Here is a 21,299-nt window from a genome sequence, read left to right as displayed (position 1 = left end):
GGCGGAGGAGGGTTAGTCATGCGTATCTGCGTCGCCTGCCGAGTGGACCAGCGCACCGTTGTTCGTATCGGCAGTTGGGGCGTGCCGCACGGTACTCCGGGGCACCAGGTCAACTACCGCTGGACCAGCCTGTCTGCCTGTCCGTTGTGCGAGGCCGGGCTTCTCGTGTACTTCGATCATGACTGCTTCCACCAACCTTGGGAGGAGCCGTGGGACATGGACTGGTCGTGGCCGATCGCCGTTGACGGAGTTCAGTTGCTGAACGCTGCCCTTGCCCGATGTCCGGATCCGCTGCATCCGTCGTGCGAGTGCCCCGTGCACCGGTCGTTGCGCCACGGCATCGAGAGCGCACCGTCTCGTGAGGTTTCACTGACGGTTGCGCTGACCGAGGAAGGGCTGCCACAGATTCGGTCGACAGTCATGCCGTGAGGCGGGCGCGAAACGGTGGTAGGGCTAGCGGAGGCGACCAGACCTGGCGGCGCTCCGTGTGGGACCCCCATTTGCCCCCCAAAAAAGCCCCGCTAAGCAATGACGAAAGGTGACAAGGAGCGATAAGCGCGCCGGCAGGCCCGGCCCTCCGACGCGGCAGGCTGCGTAGATGTCATCGATGACGAGATCGGGTGGGCCGTCAGTGGCCCATGCGAAGAAGGGGCTGGTCCCCGCGGCGCACGGGCAACGCTCCGAGCATCGGCTATACGGCCGTCACAGTCGAAGCCTGGGACGGCCCCGCACCAGCAGAGACGGATGAGCGGGAGGCCCACGGCCGCGCCGAACTGCGCTCTACCGGCGGCACGCTCTGCATCAGCGCCCTGGACGAGCAGCTGCTCACCCCACCCCTGCCGATCGGCGAACCCGGACCGTGCACTGTGGACGTTTAAGTCACCGGTTGACATCGGCTGCGCACCCTGCACGGGCAGGACGCCTGGTACGCCGACGAGCCCTCGACCGGCGTCGAGCGATTCCGGGTCCGCGTCTGGCCACAGCCTTAACCACCTCGCGCGGGCCCTCCCCACCGATGCGGAAGGACCATAGGCCGCCTTTACTCACCGGGGCTGCCCCACGTCCAGGTCCGGCATGGGTGTGGTCACGCTGCGGCGGCAACCCGGCACCGGCCGCCCGGATAGGTCGGCCCCGAGAGATCACCTCGCACGACAGCGGCGGCCACCACATGCTCGGCCCGGCGGCGCATCCCACCGACGCGGTGACACCCTGCTCACCGAATGGTCTCGAAATCATATTCTGCCTGGCCGGACCGCCAGTGGCCGGACGCCCGTGGTGCAAGGCCAGCCGTTTGCAACGCCGAGCTCCGGTGTCAACAAGGGCGTGGGACGTCGGCTGGTGTCGGGGATGGGCAGAATGCCAAGGATGGATCTACGGCGAGCGCTCGACATCGTTTCCCAGCCCTGGACGTACGTCGGCGTCAGCGATGCGCAACTCTGCGCTGACGTGCAGGCGTACGCCGATCATGACCTTGGTGTGCGGGATGTGCCCGCACTCGATGGCGAGGCGACGGTGCGGCCATTGGACGTGCTGCTTCGGCTGGCAGTAGCGACGAAGCCCCAGTATCAGACAGATCTGTACGAGGTGCACCGTCACTGGTCGCTGCTGCGGTACCTGGGTCTGTTCGATCCGGACCCGGACGGGCAGTTGCGCCTGTCGTCCGCAGGCCGGCGGATCGTCGGAAACCAGCGGAGGGTCACCTCGGAGGAACTCGGCGTCGGCTTCGCCGTGCACCGGGCGCAGGAATGGATGGCCGCTCGTTGGCCCGGCGCCACGACCACCGGCGTCATCGACATCGACGTCGCGCTGTCCAGTGGCGTCATCAGGGCCGGCGCAGTCACCTCATCCGTCGTGCAGCGCGGGAGACGGCGCCCGGACTATCTCCTGATCGCGGAGAGCCCGGGCAGTGCGGACCGCTACCACTACGCGGTGGTCGAATGCAAAGGCACCAAGGGCTGGAGGTACGGCCTGGATCAGATGGCGTCGGCTTGTGTGCAGTTGCGTGGTGTGGCTGTCGAGGGTCGCCAACCTCCCGGGCTCGCCGTCGGTACGGTCCTGGCGGATGACTGGGTGTGGTGTAGAGCGCTCGAGCTGTCCCCCGAACGCCGTCGGCACCATGAGCCGACGGCGTACCCGGCGGAACTGCCGGAGCCAGTCGAGGACACGGCCGAGGTACACGTCGAGCGCGAGATGTTCGAGCGGGCCGTTCACGTCGACATGGATGAGGAAGCGCCGCTATCGGCGGAGAACCTGGTGCGGGCGGGGACGCAGGCCTCGTGGGCCAGCCTCGCCGATTTCGCCGGTAACGACTATGCCTTCCAGAGGTGGGCACCTCCGGTGTTCCGGACCAACCTGGATCGGGATGTACGGGCACGACCGCAGCGGGTCGCACGCCAGACCAGTGGCGGCTTGGATGTCGTCGGCGTCCGGAATCTGATCACGCTGCCGGGCGGAGAGCTGGAGGTGGTGTTCGGCTTGGTCGCGGAGGTGGACGAGGCGCTTGCCGACCGCGACGCGGACAGGGTGATCGAGGCCCAGAAGCTGGTGGCCGGGCGGCGAGCGCAGGAGCCTGATGTTGCGGGCCGCGAGCCAGGTGACGACGTCACCGCTGTCTCCGACGACGGGGCGGTGTTGATGCTCACCCCGCGATAATGGGGGAGTGGAGTGCGGCCTCAGTCAGGTCGGGGAACAGTGTAATTCGGCGTGGAATTCGGATGCCTTTCAGGCGTGTAGGGCGCGCCGGACCTCGATCTCCAAAGCCGGTGACTGCCGGGAACCCGGTGGTTCACTTGACCGCTTCCCGCTTCGAGGCGACGTCGGGAAGTACCCGTCGAACAGTTCCCTGGTCTCGCCCGTACGGCCCAACTGGTGACGACCGGGGTCTCGTCGGTGAAGTCGACGACGGCGCCCTGCCCGGCGTCGTCTAGCCCTTCGAACGTGGAACGGCTGGCCCAGGATCGACACGACCGCGGAAGAACCTCTCGCCGATCATCGGTCCGCCGGCCGGCGGATCCGCCCGGTATGGATCGCATGGACGACACAACAGGAACCTCGCCAGCGAAACTGGGTACCTTCGCGTGATGCCAGCTCCCAGGCCACGGCGCAGGCGACGCCGAGCCGGATCCACGGCTCAGGCGGGCGGCGACGCGCCCAGGACGATGCACGTACACGCCGCCGGCGACGTGTACGTCGACAGCAGCATCAGCAACAGGAGCAGTGTCAACAGCAGTACCGTCAGCTACGCCCCGGATCGGACGAGCGTGGCCGACGACCTGATGCCAGCCGTGCTGACGGCGCTCCCGCTGCTGCTGGTGCTGCTCCTGCTGTCGATGACCGGCCAGCACGTCCTCCTCCGTTCGATCGTGCAGGAGGGAAACCCGCTCGGCCTGACGGCGCTGCTGCTTCCGCTTTTCCTGCCGACCATCGCGGCATCGCTCGTCTACCTCGCCCGGCAACGCGGCTGGCTGGGCTGGACCCTCCGTGCCACCAACTGGGCGGCGGCCGGCCTCGCCGCCGGCTTCGCGATCTTCGTTCCGATGAACTACCTGCTGTTACAGCTCGTCGTCTTCCTGGTGAGTCTCGGGTGGATCTGGGCCCGGCGCCGGCTGGCGCGGCACCGCCCGGGCATCGCGATCGTCGCGATCACTCTGCTCGCGGCTCTGGTCGTCGAGGAAGGGCTCGCCGCGTCCGGGTGGCCCCGCTACAGCTTGTCCCGAATCGCGGTCGGGCGTGTGGTGGACGGTCTGACGCGGATGAACCTCGATGACGCCAACGCGAAGCCGGAACGCTCCGTGCTCGTGGTGAGCGTCAACGACGGCTACGCGATCGTAGCCTCGGCCGGCTACCCACCCAGGATGGAGAGCATGGCCCCGAGCAAGCTGGCAAGCGGCCGGATCTGCCAGCGCAGGCCCCGAGGGATGCAACTCAGTCCTTTCCAGTGGATCGGCAGGGTGGTCCCGGCGGACCCTGCGGTGCTCCCCGCCGCGGAATACTGCGTCGACCCCTAGCCATCGGCCTGCTGCAAGCGGGGATGGTGCGGAGGGAATCGCGCGGACGGTGAGGGCTTCGGCGAAGGCGGCGTACCGGTCGTTGCGGAGCAGCCATCCCCGTTGGACTGCGACGCCGCCGACGGGCACGGGCCACGGTGTGATGCGCCCGTCGTCATCCTCGGACGGACTCGGGCCACCGCCCACCGGGTAGCTTCGAATGGTCGCCGACCTGCGTGGCGATGTTTCGGATACAGCCACTGGCTGATGAACTCCGACTTGACGACGGACTCGTCGACCGCAGATCTCCGCTTGAGTGCCTTGGCGTGTTAGGCACTCGCGGCGTCGCCGGTCCACTTGGGAAGGTTCTCGTTCGCTGAGTCGGTGGTGGCGGACGATGAGGAACTGATGCCCACGGCCAGCCTCGGCACATTCATCCCACTGGAGTGACGTCAGGCGACCCGAGGGCCTGCCGGTGTTCGGCCGGGCTGAGACCGCGTACCCGTTTGAAAGCCGCGCTGAGTGCGAATGAGCTGCCGTAGCCGACCTGGCGGGCCACCGCGCCGACGGTGGCGTCCGGTTCGCGCAGCAGGTCGGCGGCCAGCGCGAGCCGCCAGTTGGTGAGGTACGCCATCGGAGGCTCGCCGACCAGTTCGGTGAACCGGCGGGCCAGCACCGCCCGTGAGATACCGGTGCCGGCCGCGAGGGTGGCCACCGTCCAGGGCTTTGCCGGGTGGTCATGCAACAGTCGCAACGCCCTGCCGACCACCGGATCGCCGTGTGCCCGGTACCACGAGGGCGCCGCCGCCTCGGGCCGGGAGAACCAGGCCCGAAGTACGGCGATGAGCAGTAGGTCGAGCAGCCGGTCCAGGACCACATCCTGCCCCGGCTCGTCCTTGGTCATCTCGTCGCCGAGCAAGGGGATGAGCGGGCTGTCCAGTGCTCCGGCCGGCAGCACCAGGAGATGGGGCAGGACCCTCAGCAGCCGTTGGCTGACCTCGCCCTGCAACTGGTACGTGCCACTGAGCAGCACCGCCATCCCGTCAGCGCGTTCGCCCCAGGTCCGGACACCCAGGTCCATCACTTCGCACAACTCGTCCCCGGTGGGCGTGGTGCTGTGCTCACCGGGATGGATCACTGCCCGCGGTGCCGTGGCCGGGTCGTCGGCGATGGTGTACGGCTCCGGGCCACGGATGATCCCGACATCGCCCGGGCGTAGCGGCACCGGAGCGCCCCGATCCGGCACCACCCACGCCGTGCCGCGCAGCATGGTGACCAGTGTGAGGGGCGCTCGGTCCTGGATCCGTACCGACCAGGGCGGGTCGAACACCGACCGCATCAGGAACGCACCGCGCGCCCTCGGCCCGTCCAGCAGCCCCGCGAGCGCGTCCATGCGCTCAGGTTAGCCCTGTGAGGTGGGCGGTCGAGACGTCGGGACATGCGATCGAGAGCCTCGCCCATTCCCGGTGCGCTCACTCCCGACTTGACTGGTTGCCATGACGAAGACCGTTGATGAGCAGCCAATCCTCGTACTGGGCGGCACCGGCAAGACGGGCCGACGGGTGGTGGACCGGCTCACCAGACTCGACCGGCCGGTACGGGTCGGCTCCCGCTCCGGCGAGCCGCCGTTCGACTGGACCGACCAGCGCACCTGGGCGCCCGTACTGGACGGGGTTTCGTCGGTCTACCTGGTGTACTACCCGGACCTGGTCGCGCCGGACGCCCTCGCGACGATCCGTTCGTTCACGGAACTGGCGGTGTCCGGCGGGATCGAACGGTTGGTTCTGCTTTCCGGCCGGGGCGAGGAGGAGGCCACACTCAGCGAGCGTGTGGTCCAGGACTCCGGAGTGGCCTGGACGATCGTGCGGGCGAGCTGGTTCAGCCAGAACTTCAGCGAGGACTTCCTGACCGACTCGATACGCGGCGGCGAGGTCGTCCTCCCGGCCGGGAACGTGCCGGAGCCGTTCGTCGACGCCCTCGACATCGCCGACATCGTGGTCGCTGCGCTGACCGACGACGGGCACGCGGGGCAGCTCTACGAGGTGACCGGGCCGCGACTTCTCACCTTCGCCGAGGCGACCTCGGAGATCGGCAACGCGCTCGGGCGGGAGATCCGCTACCGATCGGTGTCACCAGAGGAGTACGCCGCCGTGATGGCCGGGTACGACGTGCCGGCGGAGCTCACGGCGGTGCTGATCGAGCTGTTCGGCAAGGTGTTGGACGGCCGCAACGCACAGCTCGCCGATGGTGTGCAACGGGCGCTGGGCCGCAGGCCGCGCGACTTCACCGACTATGCCCGGGACGCCGCCGCCGCTGGTGCATGGGACAACTCACCCGGTGGAGACTGGGCATGAACACCACCCTGGCTGCCTGGTCGGCAGCGGTGACCCTGGTGGTGACGGGTGCGATCACCGGTGTCTACTACGCCTTTTCGGTGGCGGTGATGCCCGGTCTGAACGCCGCCGACGCTGGCACCGCGATCCGGGCCATGACGAGCATCAACCAGAGGATCCAGAATCCGCTGTTCTTCGTCACGTTCGTCGGCCCGCTCGTCGCCGCCACGGTGACCGGTGTGTTCCTGTTGATCCTCGGGAATCGGTCGGCGGGTGTGCTGTTCCTGGTGGCCGCCGGGGTGTACCTGGTGGGCGCGTTCATCCCGACGGTGGTCGTCAACGTGCCGATGAACGAGACGCTCGACGCCGCAGGCGTGCCAACCGATCCTGCGGAGGCGGTACGGGCATGGGCTTCCTACTCGTCCGCTTGGACGTGGTGGAACTCGGTACGCGCCGGTGCCAGCCTGATCAGCCTGCTGCTGGCTGGCCTCGGGCTCTACTTCTCGAACACATCCCCATGACGTCGTCGCCCGGCGCGGGCAGGGGGTGGCCAGTTCCGGGCGGCCGGGGAAACGCGGCGCGTCGCGTGTGCTCCGACCTGCGAATACAGAAAAATCAGCGAAGCCGTGCAGACGGCGGGGGAATGCTTCGGGTTATACCGACTGCAAGGAGCGCACCCGGATGCCCGCCACGCTGAGCACCACTCCTACGGCGTTCGTCACCGATCTGGTGAGTCGCTTCGCTCTGTCCGAGGAAGACTTCGACCGTTCGTACGCCGAGCAGGACGCCTACGACGAACTGCTCGAGAACGTCACCCGGCTGGGTACCGCGGCGTCCGCCGGGGACACCGATGCCCAGTTCGCACAGCAGTACCTGCTGGCGAAGATCTACGGTCTGCACACCCAGTTGGGGGCGGAATCGACAGCCGAGGCGTCCACCGTCCTGCACGCGGTGACGCGACAGTTGGAGCGGGACACCGCGCGGGACGAGGACAGCTGGATCGACGAGAGCATCTACGCCTCGATCCCGGACGACCCGGAGCGGTTCGTGCCATGGCTCAAGAACATGACGCGGGAGCACCGGGTGTTCAAGCACCCCTATTACCACTCCTTCCTGCGTGAGCGGGCCACCCCGGCGGACTTCCGCAGCTTCGTGTTGCAGGAGTCGTCGGTGGACGCCCGGTTCGACGACCTGCTGGCCATGATGCAGGTCGGGTCGGATGGTGAGACCAAGATGGAGATCGCCAAGAACTTCTGGGACGAGATGGGCAACGGCGACCCCGCGATGGTCCACACCACGCTGTTCGGCCGGATCCTCGCCCACTTCGGCATCACCGACGACGAGCTCAAGGAGAGCCTGTCGACGGAGGCGCTGCTCGGCGGGAACCTACCGGTGCTGATCTGCCGGTACCGGAACCTGTTCGGCGAGGCCGTCGGCCACCTCGCCGTTGCGGAGTGGCTGGCGCCGGACCGGTTCTCCCAGGTGCTGCACGGCTGGGAGCGCCTCGGGCTGCCCGCCGACGGCATCACGTACCACCGGCTGCACATCGGCATCGACGCCCACCACGCGAGCGCGTGGTTCGCCCACGTCGTCAAGCCGATGGCGGCCGAGCCGCAGACCCGCCGGGCCATGGCACGCGGTGCGCTGTGGAGGCTGAACTCCTCCTGCCGGTACCTCGACCGCATCCTCGCCCAGAACCCGGCCTAGCGCGTGCGTCGACGCCCCTGGCCGGACCGCGGCCTGGACTCCGCCTCGGCGCGACCGAGGACGTCGACGCCCGCCCTGACGATGGCCCGGCCGACTGCCGACCGGTGGCGCATCGCCGCGGCGCTGCTCGCGGTGTGGCTGCTCTGGGGTTCGACCTTCCTCGGTATCCGAGTGGTCGTCCAGGAGGTGCCGCCCCTGTTCGCTGCCGGGGTCCGCTTCTCCGTGGCGGGGGCGCTGCTGCTCGGCGGGCTGTGCTGGCACTGGCGCCGGCGCGGCCAGCCGGGACTGGCGGTGCGCTTGCGGGGGCATACCGGGCGGTTGACCCTGCTCGGGCTCATGCACTTCCTCGGCGCGAACGGGCTGGTCAGTGTCGCCTCCGAGGATCTGCCGTCGGCGGCGGCCGGCACCTACTTCGCCACCGTACCCATCTGGGTGCTGGTGATGGGGGGCCGGCCGCGAGGGCGGGACCTGGGCGCGGCCACGGTCGGACTGGCCGGCGTGGCGATCCTTCTCGGTTTCCAGCCGGGCCCGCTGCTGCCCTCGCTGCTCGTGCTGGCCGCGGCGCTGACGTGGGCCGTGGCGGGGCGGATCGCCGCCGCCTCGGCGGGGCGCGGCACCCCCGGCGACATCGTGCCGGGCGCCGCCCTGTCCAGCGCGGTGCAGATGCTCGGCGGCGGCCTGGCGCTGCTGGTCGTCTCCGGGCTGACCGGAGAGTGGGGCCGGCTGGACGTCGGCCACCTGCACCCCACCGTGTGGTTGGCGCAGCTGCATCTCGTGCTGCTCGGGTCGCTGGTGGGTTTCCTCGCGTACACGTGGCTCGTCACCCGGGTGGACCAGCGGTTGGCCAGCACCTACTCGTACGTCAACCCGCTCGTGGCGGTGGCGCTGGGAGCGCTGGTCCTCGGTGAGGACCTGACCTCGGCCACCGTGGTGGGCACCGCCTGCCTGGTGGCGGCGGTGGCCTGGACGGTGCGGGCCGCCGCCCGGCCGGCCGCCCCGCGCACCTCCGATGTCCCGACCGCGCCGGCCGTCCCGGCCAGCCGGTAACCGCACCCGCCGCACCGGTACGGCCGCGCCCGGTCGTACCCGTGTCACCCGAGACCGTTCAGGAGTCAGCCGATGACCCGTCCCACCGCCGAGAGCGTCCGTGACCGCCTCGCCGACACCCTCGCCACCATCAAGAAGCGCGACGTCTCGGCCGAGCTGGCCGCCGACGACAACTTCATGCGCGCGCTCAACCTGGACTCACTCGACGCTGTGGAGCTCACCGTCCGGCTCGGCAGCGAGTACGGCATCGAGTTCGGGGAGGAGATCGAGGACCTCGACGCGTTGGAGAGCCTGTCGACGTTGGTCGCCCTCGTCGAGCGGCGTGCGACCCGATGACCATGCTCGTCGAGCCCTCGACGCCGCAGGCCGGCGCGCCGACGCCGGTCGGCTGGTCCCTCATGGCGGCGCTCGCCGCGCACGCCGCCACCGGGCCGGACCTGCCCGCGCTCACCGGACCGGACGCGACCCTCACCCGCGCCGAGCTGTGGCAGCGGGTGCTGCGGGTCGCCGCGGGTCTGCGCAGCCGTGGGGTGCGCCGCGGTGACCTGGTCGCCGTCCACGGCGAGAAGACCGCCGCCACGGTGACGGCGCTGCTGGGCGCAGTCGCCGCCGGCGCCGCCTACCTGCCGATCGATCCCTCGGCGCCCGCGGACCGGCGGCGCGCGTTGCTGCTGGACTGCGGCAGCCCACGCCTGCTGGCCCGCCGCGCGGCGGTGGCCCGGCTGGTCGACCAGGCGCTGCCCGTGCCGGTGGTGGCGGTGGAGGAACTCGGCACCGAGGCGGACGCGCACCTCGACGACCTGCCGGTGGCCACGGCGCCGGATGACGGGGTGTATGTGCTGTACACCTCCGGCAGCACCGGACGACCGAAGGGCGTCCGGATCCCGCACAGCGCGCTGGAGGCGTTCTTCGCCGCGGTCGACCCGGTGCTCGGTATCGCCGATCGGGCACGCTGCCTGAACACGACAGCCCTGCACTTCGACGGTTCGGTGGCGGACCTGCTCTTGCCGCTGCTCAAGGGGGCGCACGTGCGGCTCGGCCCGGCGTTCGTCGTGCCGGCTCGGGTGCTGGACCTCATCGAACGGGACCGGATCACCCACTTCACCGCAGTGGTCTCCACGTTGACGCTGCTGGCCCGGACGGAGCCCGGGTTGTCCGGGCGTGACCTGAGCGCGCTGCGCCGAATCCTCACCGGCGCGGAGGTGCTGAACCCGGCCACCGTCCAGGACTGGCTGCACGCGGCCCCGAACCTCGTGGTGGTCAACGGCTACGGGCCGACCGAGGCGACGTGCGGGGTGACCTTCCACCCGATCGCCGAGCGGGAACCGGGCCGCACCGAGGCGTACCCCATCGGGCCGCCGTTGCCGGGGGTGACGATCCGTTTCCGGGACGCCGACGGCCGGCTCACCACGGACGGCCCGGGTGAGATCGCCATTGCCGGGGCGCAGCTGATGAGCGGGTACCTGGACCGCCCGACGGAGGAGGCGGCGGTCTTCCTCGACCACGAGGGAACGCGCTTCTACCTCACCGGCGACATCGGGGAACGCGGCGCTGACGGGGCGCTGCGCTTCGCGGGCAGGCGCGACGACGAGGTGAAGATCAAGGGCTACCGGATCAACCTCAACGAGGTGCGCCGCGCCGTGGAGACGCACCCGGCGGTCGGCAGCGCGTTCGTGGCGGCCGTCCCGGATCCGCGCGACGGGCTGTCGCTGGCGTGCGCCGTGGTGCTGCGCCCCCACGCGACCGTCGACCAGCCGGACCCCGGCCCGGCCGCCGCCCTGCTGCCACTGCCCGGAGACACGGTGGAGGCCCTGCTCAGGCACGTGGGCAACCTCCTGCCCCGATACATGGTGCCGCGGGAGCTGTACCGGCTGCCGGCCGTGCCGGTGCTGTCCACCGGCAAACCGGACCGCGCCCGCATCGCCGCGCTGCTGCTCGACGAGGCACCGTGAGAACCGCGGCCCTCACCGTCGCGGCCCGCACCGGCTGGTTCACGCCCGCCGAGGACGAGCTGCGGGCCCGCCTCACCGAGCACCTCGCGGCCACCGTCGTACCCATGGTCGACGCCTGGGAGCGGCACGGCGCGGTCCCCCTGCGCGAGGTCCTGACCGGCTTGGCCGCGCGAGGCTGGCTCGGTATGCGGTTCGCCGTCGACCAGGGCGGCGCCGGCGGCACCGCCTGGGAGCACGTGGTCCTCGCCGAATGCCTCGGCGCGTTGTTGTTCGACAGCGTGGGCATGGGGGTGACGGTCCACAACGACATGGTCGCCCCCATGCTGGCCGAGGCGGGCGGGCCGGAGGCCGTCGAGCGTTTCCTGCGCCCGGCCCTGGCGGGGCGCTGCCTGCTCGGGCACGCGGTCTCCGAGCCGGGCGCCGGCGCGGACGTGGCAGCCGTCGCCACCACGGCCACCCCCGAGCCGGGCGGGTACCGGCTGACCGGCGCCAAGCGGTGGGTCGTGGCCGGGCTCACCGCGGACGCCTTCGCGGTGCTGGCCCGGCTGCCCGAGGCTCGTGGGACCTTCGGCCACGTCCTGCTGATGGTGCCGGCCGACGCCCCGGGCGTGAGCAGGGAACCGGCGGACGCCACGCTCGGGCTGCGGACCGCCGGCGTCGCCGGGCAGCTCCGCTTCGACGGCGTGTTCGTGCCCGACGGGCACCGCCTCGGCGGGCACGGCCTCGGACTGGTCACCCAGCTGCGCCAGTTCGAACCGGAGCGCATCCTGTCCGCCTGCCGCGCGGTCGCCATGGCGGACACCCTGCTGCTGCGGACCGCCGAGCGGCTGCGGGAGCGGCGGACCTTCGGCGTGCCGATCGCCGACCGTCAGCAGCCCGCCGCGCAGCTGGCACGCCTGCGCGCCGAGGTGGAGGCGGTTCGCCAGCTCGCGTACACCGGCATCGACAGGTGGGTGACCGGTGGTGCGGTGAACACCCTGTCCGCAGCGGTCAAGCTGCGCTCCAGCCGTCTCACCCGTGAGGTAGCCCGCACCTGCCTGCACCTGCACGGCGCCGAGGGGCAGCTCAGCACCCACCCGGTCAACCGTGCCTTCCGCGACACCCGGCTGTTGTCCATCTCCACCGGATCGGACGAGATGATGCTCACCGCCCTCGCCCGCCTGCGCGGGTGGCCCCAGTGACCGCCGCGTCGGTGCTGGCCTCGACCGTCGGGTCGCGTCGTCCGCAGGGTGCCGCCGACGTCGAATTCGCGACGCGGCTCGACGCCTTCACCGACCGGCACCGCGACGGTCTGCTCGCGGCGGGCGTCTGGGAGTCGGCCGGCCCGCCCGTACGGGAACTGCTGCGCGCCGTCGGCGAGGCCGGCCTGCTGCGCGACGCGTGGGCCGAGCGTGGCGGCGACCGCGCCGCCGCCCTGTGGCGTGCCGCCGCGGTGCACCGCGCGTTCGCCCGGGTCGGTAACGGTGCGCCGGGCGCGGCGCTGCTCACCCACCTGGAGGTGGGGACACGCCTGCTCGGCGTCCTGCCGACGACACCGGTGGGGATGGTGGCGGACGCCCTGGCCGGCTCGGCGACCAGTGCGCTGGCCGCCACCGAACCGGACGGCGGCAGCGACCTGACCGCCCTGAAGACCACTGTGGGCGTCGGGGCGGCCGGTGGGCTGACCGTGACCGGAACGAAGTGGTTCATCAGCAACGCCCCGTACGCCGACCACCTGCTCGTACTGGCCGACGACCGCGACGGGCGCACCGGCCGGCGTGGGCCGACGCTCCTGCTGGTGTCCGCCGGGCCGCGCGTCGGGGTGAGCACCCTGGACGGCCTGGGACACACCGGCCTGACCGGTGCGGTGGTGCTCGACGCGGCCCCGGTAGCCGCCGTGCTCGCCGTCGGCGGGCACGGACTGCTGGTGCTGATGCGTCACTGGATCCACGAACGCGTGATGCTCGCCGTCCGGATGGCCGAACTGGCCGAGTCGGTCCTGGACCACGCGGTCGCCGACGCCGGCCAGCGGATCACCTTCGGGGTTCCGCTGATCACCAACCAGCACGTCCGATTCACGCTCGCCCGGCTCGACGCCGCCATCCAGGAGGTGCAGGCGATGGCCGGGCAGAGCCTTCGGCTGCTCGCCGCGGGCGCCTGCCCGGGCGGCTGGGCGGCCGCCGGCAAACACCGGGCAGCCGCGGTGCTGGCCGAGGTTGCCGACGAGGCGCTGCAACTCGCCGGTGCTGACGGCTACCGACGCGGCCATCCGGCGGAACGGGCCCTGCGTGACGCGACCGGCCTGGCACTCGCTGGCGGCACCACCGAACTCATGCTCCAACAGATCGATCGAGGGTGACATGATGACACAGCACTCCGTTAACCAGTCCCGGCCCGACCCCGGGTGGGACGCCGACCGCTACGACCGCCAGTTCGGCTACGTGTCCGCGCTGGCCGGCGGTGTCGTCGAGCTGCTCGCCCCGGTGCCCGGCGAGACAGTCCTCGACCTGGGGTGCGGCACCGGTGAGCTGGCCGCCACGATCGCGGCCAGCGGCGCGCGGGTGATCGCGGTCGACGGCGACCCCGCCATGGTCGCCTCGGCCACCGCCCGGCTGGGATCCGACGTGCTGCTCGCGGACGGCCACGACTTCCAGATCGACGAGCAGGTCGACGCGGTGTTCTCCAACGCCGCGCTGCACTGGATGACCCGTCCGGCGGACGTCGTCGTCGCCGTCCGTCGCGCGCTGCGCCCGGGTGGACGTTTCGTCGCCGAACTCGGCGGCGCGCACAACGTGGCCGAGATCCTCGCCGCCGTCCGCGCCGCGCTGGCCGAGCAGGGTCTGACCGAGGGCGCGCGGATGCCCTGGTACTTCCCGAGCCCTGGGGAGTACGCCACCCTGCTGGAGGCGCACGGCTTCCAGGTGCTGCGGATGGACTACTTCGCCCGGCCCACCGAGTTGACCGACTGCCCGGGTGGCGTCGCCGACTGGGTCGCCATGTTCGGCGCGGCCCTGATCGGCCACGTGCCGCCGGAACGGCGCGATGCCGTCCTGGCGCGGATCAACGAGCTGGCCGCGCCGACGTTGCTGCGCGACGGCCGCTGGTACGCCGACTACCATCGGCTGCGCTTCGCCGCCGTGCGGGAGCCGGCCGGAGCGCCGGACGCGGCGGTGATGCGGTGACCGCGCCCGCGCGCAACGGCGCCGACCGCGATTTCGGGACGCCCGCGTTCCAGCTCGACCCCTACCCCGTGTACGCGGCGCTGCGGGCGCAGGGCCAGCTCGTCCACTCGACGTCGCGCCGTACCTGGTTTGCCACCGACCACGCCGCCGCCGGTGCGGTACTGCGGGACCGGCGCTCCAGTGTGGAGAGCCCGTTCCGGGCGACCCGGGTGCTGTTCGGTCGCACCGTGACCGACGTGGAGGGGGAGGAGCATGTCCGGCTGCGAGCGTTGACCAACCGGAGCTTCTCCGCGTCGGCCATCCCCGGGTACCTCGACGAACTCGTCCCGGCGGCGGTGCGCGGCGTGCTCGACGACCTCGACACGGCGGCCGGTGATGGCCCGGCCGACTACGTGACGGGCTTCGCGAACGCCGTACCGATCCGGGTGATGTCGCGCATCATCGGCCTGCGACCGGCGGACGTGCCGCAGTTCCAGAACTGCAGCGACGCGGTGATCGCCTTCATCGACTCGGCCGATCCGGTGCGCCGACGGGCCGCCGTCGCCGCGTGGGCACGCATGAGCGCCCTGTTGCACAGCCGGGTCGCCGAGCTGCGACCCGCACCGGACGACAGCGTCATCGGGCAGCTGCTGTCCTCCGCCGCGGAGGGTGCCGACGTCGACGACGACGAGATCGTCCGCCAGGTCGGGCTGCTCATCCCCGCCGCCATCGACACGAGCAACCGGCTGATCGCGAACGTCCTGCACACCCTGTGTTCGCGCCCGGAGCTGATGGCGCAGGTCGCCGCGGACGGCGACCTCGTCGAGGCGGTGGTGGACGAGACCCTGCGGTACGAGGCGCCGATCCACAGCACCATCCGCATCTGGGGTGGCGGGGAGCTTCTCGGCCAGGACATCCCGAAGGGTTCGTTGCTGACCGTCCTGCTCGGCTCGGCCAACCGTGACCCGGCGGTGTTCCCGGACCCGGACACGTTCGACCCGGGCCGGCCGGGAAACCAGCGCCTGCTCTCCTTCGGCGCCGGGCGCCACCAGTGCATGGGTCGCCGGATGGCCCTGGCAGAGGTGACCACCGCGCTGCGCCTGCTGCTCGAACGCCGCCCCGGCCTGCGCTTCGCCGACGTCACGCCGAGCCCCGTGCAGGGGCTCAGCTTCCGCTCACCCGCCACCCTCCGCCTCGCCTTCGGGAGACGCCCGTGACCACCACCGTCGACGGTCCCAGGACCAACAGCCCGACGAGCGACGCCGTGACAGTGGCCTTCGAGCCCGAGCCCGAGCCCGAGCCCGAGCCCGAGCCCGAGCCCATCGCCGTCGCACACCCGACCCGCGACGTCCCTGGGGTGACCGCCCACCAGTCGGAGGTCACCGGCCGGCACTGGAACGCCGTGGAGAGCGTCTACTACGACTGCCACATCGTCAGCCTGACCCAGCTCCTGCCGCCTCGCCTGCTCGCGGCGTTCCTCCTGGTCGCCGGTGCCCCGACGCTGCGCGCCGAGTGGGGTGGCCTGTCCTGCCGCAACCTTCTCGACAGCGAGGCCGCCCGCGACGCCCTGTTGCTGGGGGAGTGGGGCGTGGACAAGCACCACCTGCCCGTCGACGGTGACATCGAGGTGACGTTGCGCGCCGCCGTGCGCGACCACGGGCACTGCGTCGCCCGCGTCGACAGCTACTACCACGAGCACTTCGACGAGTACTACCTGCGCGAGCACCGCACCAACGGGCACAAGGTGACGGTCGTCGACTTCGACGAGAACTCGTACCTCGGCATCGACAACGTCGGCGTCCGTACCCTGGTGCTGCGCTTCGACCGGGCCCTGTTCGTCGAGGCGATCCGCTCCAACCTGTTCCACGTCTACGACAAGCACGACTCGCTCTACCGGCTGCACCTGGGCGAGCGGACCCAGACCGCCCTGGCCGACGGGACGGTTCACCGCCGTGAACGCGCCGCCGTCGACGCCCTTCTCGCCGACCGGCGGACGCTGCCCCAGCAGCTGTCCCGGTACCGCGACGCGTTCGTGCCGGCGCTCACCGCACCCGGCCAGCGCCGGCACGCGCAACTGACCAACACGTACCACTCGGCGCTGATGATCGAGCGGGCGTACCTGGCGGTGGCGGAGGCGTACCGGCGAACCGGCGAACCATGGACGGGGCTGGTCGGTGCCGGCGAGCCGTTCATCGAAGGGCTCGCCGCCGCCACGAAGAGTTGGCGCGCGCTGAAGATGCTGTGCCGCACGGCGCTCAGCGGGGGGACCGTGGCCGACCGTACCCTGGTCGCCGCCTTCGACCGGATGTACGCCGCCGAGCTCGCCGTCCCGGCGACCGCGACACCGTGACCGTCGCGGCGAGCCGGCTGTTCCTGCTGCCCCCCGCGGGTGGCTCGGCCGGCGTCTTCCGCGGTTGGGACGACCGACTCGGGGAGCTGCTGGGCGACGCCCTGTCGGTCGTCGCACCGGAGCTGCCGGGCCGCGGCGCGCGGATCGCCGAGCGGCCGCCGCCCGAGGTCGACGGCTACGTGCGGGACCTGGACCAGCGGTACGCGCCCGCCCCCGGCGAACGCTGGGCCGTCGTCGGCCACAGCTTCGGCGCCCTGCTCGCCGCGTCCTGGGCGGCGGTCGCCCACCAGTCGGGCAGGGGCCCCGCCCTGGTGGTGGTCAGCGGCGCCGCGGCGCCGTGGCGGCACAGCACGGCAGCCCTCCTCGACGGCAGCGACGACGAGATCTGGGACCGGGTGGGTGCCCTCGGCGGGCTGCCGGCGCAGATCCGGGCGACGCCGCTGGGCCGGCGGCTGGTCGAGCGGGCCCTCGTCGGCGACGTGCGGGCATCGGCCCGCTACCGGCCGGCCGGGCCGGCGCCGGTCGGCTGCCCCGTCCTGGCGGTTCGCGGTGCCGACGACCCGCTCGTCAGCGACGAGCTGACGACCGCCTGGTCGGCCCTAACGACCGCCGCATTCACCTTCCGGGTCCTGCCCGGAGGCCACTTCTACCGCTCCGGCATGGAGGACTTGGTGCCGTTGCTCGCGGACGTCCTGTCCGCACCGACCCTGCCGGCTACTGCCGAACGAAGGTGACCGCTGTGACCATCGAGACCACCGACACCCGACCCGATCAACTCGCCGACCTCGCCGACTTCTACCGCTCGCGGTCCGGCGACGACGTCAGCCTCTTCGACATCTGGGAGACCGGGGGCGCGCGCGGCGACTCTGTCACCCCCTCCACCCACTCGCCGGCCTATCGGACCTGGATGCTGGAGCTGCTCAACGGCGAGCTGACGCGGGCCGGCAGCCGCCGGTTGGTCAGCCTGGGCAGCGGCAACGCGGTGGTGGAGGGTCACCTGGCCGCGGCCGGGGTCGAGGTGCTGGCAGTGGACGCGATGGCCGAGGCCGTCACCATGTCAACGGCCAAGGGCGTCCGGTCGATCGAAGCCGACGTGACGACCTGGACGCCGACCGAGCCGTGGCCGGTGGCCTATCTCGACGGGTTGCTCGGCCACCTCTACGACGCCCGTACCGCAACCCTGCCGATCATGGCGCACGTACGGAGCTGGCTCGGCGTGGACGGCCGCGGCATCCTCGTGGCCTCCAACGACGCCACCCGCGACGGCAGCCCGGTCCAGGCGGCGCCGGGGGTGACCGGCTTCCACTGGCTCGCCGTCGACTACCTGCGGGAGCAGGCTCAGCTGGCCGGCTTCGACGACGTCAGCGTGGACAGCTACGTCTACCGACGCCCCCTCTCGGGCGACCGTGTCCGCTCGGTGATCATCGCGCGGTTCGGCTACTGACTCCGAACCACCCGCCCTTGGCAGAAAGCGAGCCCGACAGATGCCCGTGAGCCCCGCGTTCCAGGCACGTCTGGACGACGCCCTACCGCGCGCCGTCGAGCGTTTCGGCACTCCGTTTCACCTCTACGACGAGCAGGGCATCGACGAGACCTGTACGGCCTTCGACCGGGCGTTCCGGTCGGTGGGCTACACCGAGTACTTCGCGGTCAAGGCGCTGCCCAATCCGGCGATCCTGCGCATCCTGGCCCGGCACGGCTTCGGCTTCGACGTCAGTTCGGGGCCCGAGCTGACACTGGCGCTGCGGGCCGGCGCGCGCGGCCGGCAGATCTGCTACAACTCGAACAACACCAGCCGGGCGGAGCTGACCGCGGCACTGCGCGCGGACGCGCTGATCACCGTCGACGACGCAACGGTCCTCAAGAAGATCGCCGAACTGGGCACCGTGCCGGACACCCTGGCGTTCCGTGTCAACCCGGGTGACGACGCGCACCGGGGCTCCCGCCGGCACGCGGACACCTTCCTCGGCGACCCGGCCGACGCCAAGTTCGGCGTCCCCGCCGACCGGCTCACCGACGTGGTGGCGCGCGCCGTGACGCTCGGGGTTCGCACCGTGGGCCTGCACATGATGCTGGCCTCCAACTCGCTCACCGCAGCGCCGGTGCTGCTCACCCTCGAACTGCTTCTGGAGCAGGTCGTCGCCCTGCACCGCGACACGGGCGTCGCGGTGCGGACGCTGAACCTGGGCGGCGGCATCGGTATCCCTTACCGGCCGGGCGAACCGACTGCCGACATCGACGCGCTCGGCCGGGCGCTCCGCGAGCGTCTCGACCGGTGGCAGCAGGAGTACGGCCTGCCCGCGCCGCGTCTGTGTTTCGAAAGCGGCCGTTTCATCACCGGACCGCACGGGGTGCTCGCCACCCGGGTGGTGAACCGGATGTCCAAGTGGCGCGAGTACGCCGGGGTGGACGCCAGCATGACGGCGCTGATGCGTCCGGCGCTCTACCGCGACGCGTACCACCACATCACGGTGCCCTTCGCGCGGGCGGCCGGACCCACGGAGTCGGTGGACGTGACCGGGCCGCTGTGCGAGAACAACGACCGGTTCGGCAGGAACCGCCCGTTGCCGGCGCTGCGGGAGGGTGATCTGCTGCTGATCCACGACACCGGTGCGCATGGCCATTCGATGGGCTTCACCTACAACGGTCGCCTGCGTCCGCAGGAGCTGCTTCTGCGCCGCGACGGCAGCATCGAGATGATCCGCCGGGCCGAGGATGAACACGACCACTTCGCCACCCTCGAGTTCCCGCCCGCCGTGGTGCCCGCCCCCGCGCTGGTGACCATGGCCGGCGTTGCGGTGCCGTGCTGAGCGCCCCGCCGTCGCGCGAGGAGCTGCTCGACCTGGCGCGCGGGTCGGGGTCGGCACTGCTCGACCTGTCGCTGGGGGTTCCCGCCGATCCGCCGCCGGTGACACCCGGCGAGCTGCCCGGGCAGGAACCGTCCGGCTATCCACCCAGTGCCGGGACCGAAGAGCTGCGGCTGGCGGCCGCCAGCTACCTGCGCCGCCGGTTCGGGGTCGCGCTCGCGCCGGACGCCGTCGCGGCCTGCGCCGGCGCCAAGGAGTTCATCTCCACCCTGCCGCTGTTCCTGCGCGACGCCGGACTCGTCCCGCCGGGGCGTGACACGGTGCTCGTCCCGCAGCTCTGCTACCCCGCGTACGAGAACGGGGCGCGTCTCGCCGGCTTCGCCACCCACCGGGTACCGGCCGACGCCGACCACCGCATGCGGCCCGACCTGCTGCCCGCCGCGGTACGCGACCGCGCGCTGTGCCTGTGGGTGAACAGCCCGAGCAACCCCACCGGTGCGCTCGAACCGTTGGACACCCTCATCGCCTGGGGCCGACGGTACGGGGTGCTCGTGCTCTCCGACGAGGCGTACACCGAGTCGACCTGGTCCGGGTCGCCACGGACCGCGTTGGCGCACGGCGCCGCCGGGGTCCTCGCCGTGCACAGCCTGTCGAAGCGGTCGAACAGCCCGGGGCTGCGCGTCGGCTTCTACGCCGGCGATCCCGCCGTGGTCGAGCGGTTGGTGCCGTGCCGCCGCGCGGCCGGGCTGATGGCGGGCGCGGCCGCCCAGCGGTCGGCCGCGTACCTGCTCGGCGACGACGAGCACGCCCGGATCCAGTACGAGCGGGGCGCCACCCGGGTGGCCGATCTGGTGCGACTGCTCACCGTCAACGGGGCGGCGGCACGGAGTCCCGACGGTGGCTTCTTCGTGTGGACCGCCGCGCCGGGTGGGGACGGCGACACCTGGGCGAGGAGCCTTGCCAGCCGCGCCGGCATCGTGGTGATGCCCGGCGGCGCATACGGACCGGCGGGTCGGGGACATGTCCGCTTCGCCGCCGTCCGCGACATCGCCGAGATCACCCCCCGGGCGGGTGCCCTGGGGCCGCTTGAATCCGACCAGAGAAGGGCGGCGCATGTCTGACGCCACCGTCGTGCCGAACGCCCCGACCGGGGCGCCCCTGCCGGCCGAGATCGACGAGCTGTGGGACCGCCGGGACACGGTGACCACCGACGATCCGACCGGCCACGCCGTCGTCACCGCCGCCGTGGACCAACTGGACAGCGGGGTGAGCCGGGTCGCCGCCGTCGATCCGGTCACCGACGAGGTGGTCGTGGACCAGCGGGCGAAACGCGCCATCCTGCTGGCGTTCCGGGTCCTCGGGCTGGAGCCGTCCGAGGCCGGGCCGTTCCGTTACCACGACCGGCTCCCACTCAAGCGCACCTTCGACGGGGTGCGGGTGGTGCCCGGCGCTATCGCCCGGTGGGGCAGCCACCATGCGCCCGGGGTGGTGCTGATGCCCTCGTACACCAACATCGGCGCCTGGGTGGGCGCCGGCACCATGGTGGACACCTGGGCCACGGTGGGCTCGTGCGCACAGATCGGCCGCAACGTCCACCTCTCCGGCGGGGTGGGCATCGGCGGGGTGTTGGAACCGGCCTCCGCGGTACCGGTCGTGGTGGAGGACGAGGCATTCGTCGGTTCCCGGTCGATCGTGGTGGAGGGGGGCCGGGTGCGGCGCGGCGCCAAGCTCGGCGCCGGCGTCATCCTGACGGCCAGCACCCGTGTCTTCGACGCGGAGACCGGGGTGGAACTGCCACGCGGGCAGGCACCCGCGTGGTCGGTCTGCGTCGGCGCGACCCGGTCCAGGTCGTTTCCCGGTGGTGAGTTCGGCATGCCGTGCCTGCTGGTGCTGCGCCGACTCGCCGACGGGCAGACCTTCGACAAGGTCGCCATCGACGAGCTCTTCCGAAGCCACGGCGTAGCCACCTGACCGGCG

Annotated in this window: 20 protein-coding genes; 19 read left to right on the top strand and 1 reads right to left on the bottom strand. The window is 71.6% G+C overall.

All coding sequences use genetic code 11. From position 1 onward, the window contains the following. Nucleotides 1–18: 18 nt before the first annotated feature. The 3 genes from AB0B68_RS24075 (at nucleotide 19) to AB0B68_RS24065 (ending at nucleotide 4,007) form a co-directional block, all read left to right on the top strand. Nucleotides 19–429: a hypothetical protein gene (locus AB0B68_RS24075; RefSeq protein WP_357262817.1), complete on the top strand. Its 411-nt coding sequence runs from the start codon at nucleotides 19–21 to the stop codon at nucleotides 427–429. Between the two features lie 936 nt (nucleotides 430–1,365). Beyond that, complete coding sequence (locus AB0B68_RS24070; RefSeq protein ID WP_357262814.1) at nucleotides 1,366–2,652, top strand: hypothetical protein; 1,287 nt, start codon at nucleotides 1,366–1,368, stop codon at nucleotides 2,650–2,652. A 608-nt stretch (nucleotides 2,653–3,260) separates the two neighbouring features. Beyond that, nucleotides 3,261–4,007 carry a hypothetical protein gene (locus AB0B68_RS24065; RefSeq protein ID WP_357262811.1) on the top strand — a complete coding sequence of 249 codons (747 nt, stop codon included), beginning with the start codon at nucleotides 3,261–3,263 and terminating at the stop codon, nucleotides 4,005–4,007. A 412-nt stretch (nucleotides 4,008–4,419) separates the two neighbouring features. Here AB0B68_RS24065 and AB0B68_RS24060 read toward each other — a convergent pair whose 3' ends face one another. Further along, entirely contained in the window at nucleotides 4,420–5,379 is a 960-nt protein-coding gene (locus AB0B68_RS24060) for an AraC family transcriptional regulator (protein WP_357198856.1), read from the bottom strand. 103 nt (nucleotides 5,380–5,482) lie between these two features. Here AB0B68_RS24060 and AB0B68_RS24055 point away from each other — a divergent pair, with 103 nt between their 5' ends. From AB0B68_RS24055 to AB0B68_RS23980, 16 genes are all read left to right on the top strand, one after another. Beyond that, nucleotides 5,483–6,340 carry an NmrA family transcriptional regulator gene (locus tag AB0B68_RS24055; protein ID WP_357198859.1) on the top strand — a complete coding sequence of 286 codons (858 nt, stop codon included), beginning with the start codon at nucleotides 5,483–5,485 and terminating at the stop codon, nucleotides 6,338–6,340. Then, nucleotides 6,337–6,840, top strand: a complete 504-nt coding sequence (locus tag AB0B68_RS24050) for an anthrone oxygenase family protein (protein ID WP_357262807.1) — start codon at nucleotides 6,337–6,339, stop codon at nucleotides 6,838–6,840. The genes AB0B68_RS24055 and AB0B68_RS24050 overlap by 4 nt, the downstream gene beginning before the upstream one ends. 160 nt (nucleotides 6,841–7,000) lie before the next feature. Further along, a complete protein-coding gene (locus AB0B68_RS24045; protein WP_357262804.1) occupies nucleotides 7,001–8,026 on the top strand; it encodes an iron-containing redox enzyme family protein in 1,026 nt (341 codons plus the stop codon). Between the two features lie 81 nt (nucleotides 8,027–8,107). Next, nucleotides 8,108–9,073: an EamA family transporter gene (locus tag AB0B68_RS24040; protein ID WP_357262801.1), complete on the top strand. Its 966-nt coding sequence runs from the start codon at nucleotides 8,108–8,110 to the stop codon at nucleotides 9,071–9,073. Nucleotides 9,074–9,145: 72 nt separating this feature from the next. Continuing rightward, on the top strand, nucleotides 9,146–9,409 hold the full coding sequence (locus tag AB0B68_RS24035) for an acyl carrier protein (protein ID WP_355008489.1): 264 nt from the start codon (nucleotides 9,146–9,148) through the stop codon (nucleotides 9,407–9,409). Further along, entirely contained in the window at nucleotides 9,406–11,025 is a 1,620-nt protein-coding gene (locus tag AB0B68_RS24030; protein ID WP_357262798.1) for an amino acid adenylation domain-containing protein, read from the top strand. Before AB0B68_RS24035 ends, AB0B68_RS24030 begins: the two co-directional genes overlap by 4 nt. Then, a complete protein-coding gene (locus tag AB0B68_RS24025) occupies nucleotides 11,022–12,206 on the top strand; it encodes an acyl-CoA dehydrogenase family protein (RefSeq protein ID WP_357262795.1) in 1,185 nt (394 codons plus the stop codon). The genes AB0B68_RS24030 and AB0B68_RS24025 overlap by 4 nt, the downstream gene beginning before the upstream one ends. Then, nucleotides 12,203–13,363, top strand: coding sequence for an acyl-CoA dehydrogenase family protein (locus AB0B68_RS24020; RefSeq protein WP_357262792.1), 1,161 nt, complete (start codon nucleotides 12,203–12,205; stop codon nucleotides 13,361–13,363). Before AB0B68_RS24025 ends, AB0B68_RS24020 begins: the two co-directional genes overlap by 4 nt. 4 nt (nucleotides 13,364–13,367) lie before the next feature. Then, the gene (locus AB0B68_RS24015; RefSeq protein ID WP_357262789.1) at nucleotides 13,368–14,186 is read left to right on the top strand and encodes a methyltransferase domain-containing protein; all 819 of its coding nucleotides are present in this window, start codon (nucleotides 13,368–13,370) and stop codon (nucleotides 14,184–14,186) included. Beyond that, nucleotides 14,183–15,382, top strand: a complete 1,200-nt coding sequence (locus tag AB0B68_RS24010) for a cytochrome P450 (protein ID WP_357262786.1) — start codon at nucleotides 14,183–14,185, stop codon at nucleotides 15,380–15,382. Before AB0B68_RS24015 ends, AB0B68_RS24010 begins: the two co-directional genes overlap by 4 nt. Beyond that, the gene (locus tag AB0B68_RS24005; protein WP_357262783.1) at nucleotides 15,379–16,515 is read left to right on the top strand and encodes a hypothetical protein; all 1,137 of its coding nucleotides are present in this window, start codon (nucleotides 15,379–15,381) and stop codon (nucleotides 16,513–16,515) included. Before AB0B68_RS24010 ends, AB0B68_RS24005 begins: the two co-directional genes overlap by 4 nt. Further along, entirely contained in the window at nucleotides 16,512–17,249 is a 738-nt protein-coding gene (locus AB0B68_RS24000) for an alpha/beta fold hydrolase (protein ID WP_357262780.1), read from the top strand. The genes AB0B68_RS24005 and AB0B68_RS24000 overlap by 4 nt, the downstream gene beginning before the upstream one ends. A gap of 5 nt (nucleotides 17,250–17,254) precedes the next feature. Further along, entirely contained in the window at nucleotides 17,255–17,959 is a 705-nt protein-coding gene (locus AB0B68_RS23995) for a class I SAM-dependent methyltransferase (RefSeq protein ID WP_357262777.1), read from the top strand. Between the two features lie 40 nt (nucleotides 17,960–17,999). After that, nucleotides 18,000–19,325 carry a diaminopimelate decarboxylase gene (lysA, locus tag AB0B68_RS23990; protein WP_357262774.1) on the top strand — a complete coding sequence of 442 codons (1,326 nt, stop codon included), beginning with the start codon at nucleotides 18,000–18,002 and terminating at the stop codon, nucleotides 19,323–19,325. Beyond that, the gene (locus tag AB0B68_RS23985) at nucleotides 19,319–20,443 is read left to right on the top strand and encodes an aminotransferase class I/II-fold pyridoxal phosphate-dependent enzyme (protein ID WP_357201913.1); all 1,125 of its coding nucleotides are present in this window, start codon (nucleotides 19,319–19,321) and stop codon (nucleotides 20,441–20,443) included. The genes lysA and AB0B68_RS23985 overlap by 7 nt, the downstream gene beginning before the upstream one ends. Next, nucleotides 20,436–21,293: a 2,3,4,5-tetrahydropyridine-2,6-dicarboxylate N-succinyltransferase gene (locus tag AB0B68_RS23980; RefSeq protein WP_357201916.1), complete on the top strand. Its 858-nt coding sequence runs from the start codon at nucleotides 20,436–20,438 to the stop codon at nucleotides 21,291–21,293. Before AB0B68_RS23985 ends, AB0B68_RS23980 begins: the two co-directional genes overlap by 8 nt. Nucleotides 21,294–21,299 lie beyond the last annotated feature (6 nt).

The sequence above is a fragment of the Micromonospora sp. NPDC049049 genome (assembly GCF_040649115.1).
Lineage (GTDB): Bacteria > Actinomycetota > Actinomycetes > Mycobacteriales > Micromonosporaceae > Micromonospora.
The sequence above is the reverse complement of the archived record's forward strand: the minus strand, read 5'-3'. Positions and strand labels throughout refer to the sequence as shown.